Origin of the sequence: Nitrobacter sp. 62-13 (genome assembly GCF_001896955.1) — a bacterium.
Lineage (GTDB): Bacteria > Pseudomonadota > Alphaproteobacteria > Rhizobiales > Xanthobacteraceae > Nitrobacter.
Genome location: NZ_MKRN01000071.1, coordinates 1,430 through 2,824 on the forward strand (window position 1 = coordinate 1,430; position 1,395 = coordinate 2,824).

At 59.8% G+C, this 1,395-nt stretch carries 2 protein-coding genes; both read right to left on the reverse strand.

The genetic code is table 11. From position 1 onward, the window contains the following. A partial coding sequence (locus BGN91_RS06945; protein WP_292611734.1) for a DUF1156 domain-containing protein occupies positions 1-1,033 on the reverse strand: 1,033 nt, incomplete at its 3' end. Continuing rightward, on the reverse strand, positions 1,030-1,395 hold a 366-nt coding region (locus BGN91_RS06950; protein WP_292611736.1), incomplete at its 5' end, for a hypothetical protein. The genes BGN91_RS06950 and BGN91_RS06945, both read right to left, overlap by 4 nt.

Here is a 1,395-nt window from a genome sequence, read left to right on the forward strand (position 1 = left end):
TGTAATCGCCAACGATTGGTGAGCCGGACATCAAGCAGCGGAAATTTGCTCCACGTGCGAGCTTTGTCCCGTTCTTCGTGGTTTCCGGATCCTTCGGCTTGCCGACCTTCACGGTGAATCGATAGGTGCTGCCGTCGATCACCGGCTCCACATATGCCTCTTTGCCTGCTTTAGCGAAAAGCATGAAGCTGGAGGCAAGCGGCACATCGACATTGCTGAACGCCGGATTTGGACTCTTGACGGTGCGCGCCCAAAGCCAAGCGATAACTGTAAGGCTGCGACCGACATAGCGTTTCAAGTCCGGTCGCTCGGCTGCCATCTCGGCCGTGATCTCTATCTTCGGGTACAGATGGCCGATGCGCTTTTCAGCCTCATCGCGCATCCACTGACCGTAGTAGCGGACATCCTCTGCGAGCCCTTGGGCGCCAGCGCTATTCCATCGACCGCCCCGCGCAAGTTCGGCTCGCGCTATTGGATTGACCGGAGGCTTTCCCGCGAACTTGGGCGGTATCTCGATCATCGCCTTGTTGATCAGTACCGCGACTGGATTGAGGTCGCTCGCGTAGGATTCCAGGCCCAGCCGCTGCGCTTCCAACGGCAAGGCACCGCCGCCGGCGAAGGGATCATGAAACGCCGGCAGCTTGTGCCGGTCGAACAACTCGCTCGCACGGGGATCATCCGCGTTATCGGCGCAGGCTCGACGCCAGCTCTGCCAGATTTCGTCCCGCGCCTTTTGCAGCACGGCTTCGTTGGTGGTGTTCTCCCACTTCACCAGCTCCTCGATGATGCGGAACAGGCGGGCGCGCTCTTTCTCCTGCGCCTTCTCGGTCGGAAACAGGTCTGGGAAGGACGAAGGGTCATCCACCATCTGCGCAAAGATCACGGCGCGTGCGGCCGCAAGCGGCCGCCTGGCCCACCACAGATGCAGCGTGCTCGGGTGCCCGTGCCGGATGGATTTTTCGCGCGCCGAGGCGGCGTTGATCGCATCCAGCGGCAGCGCGACTTCGATCAGCTTTCGTCTGGTGCGCGTCATGGTTCGAGTATCTGCTTGGAAAGAGAGTAAAATTGCTTCAGCCGGTCATTCGCGTCTGTCTGCAAGTATTCTTGCCGCAGCCAGTCGACGACATCCTGATCGGGCTGAGCGCCCAGAGTGTCGATCAAAATCCGCGCGTGCGCTCGCCTACGATCCGTGAGTCGGGAACAACCCAAGCCGAGATAATCAATCAGATAAGAGGCTTTTCCCGGATCATTGGAGGTCGCTCGAACGCTTCCATCCAGGAGATACTCGAATAACCCCGCAGTTACGGGATCATGGGGTGGCAGAAAACGCCCCGCGTCCCACGAGTGGCCCGACTTATTATCCTTGTAATGGCCGCAGTGCTCGGTGTGTCCCCC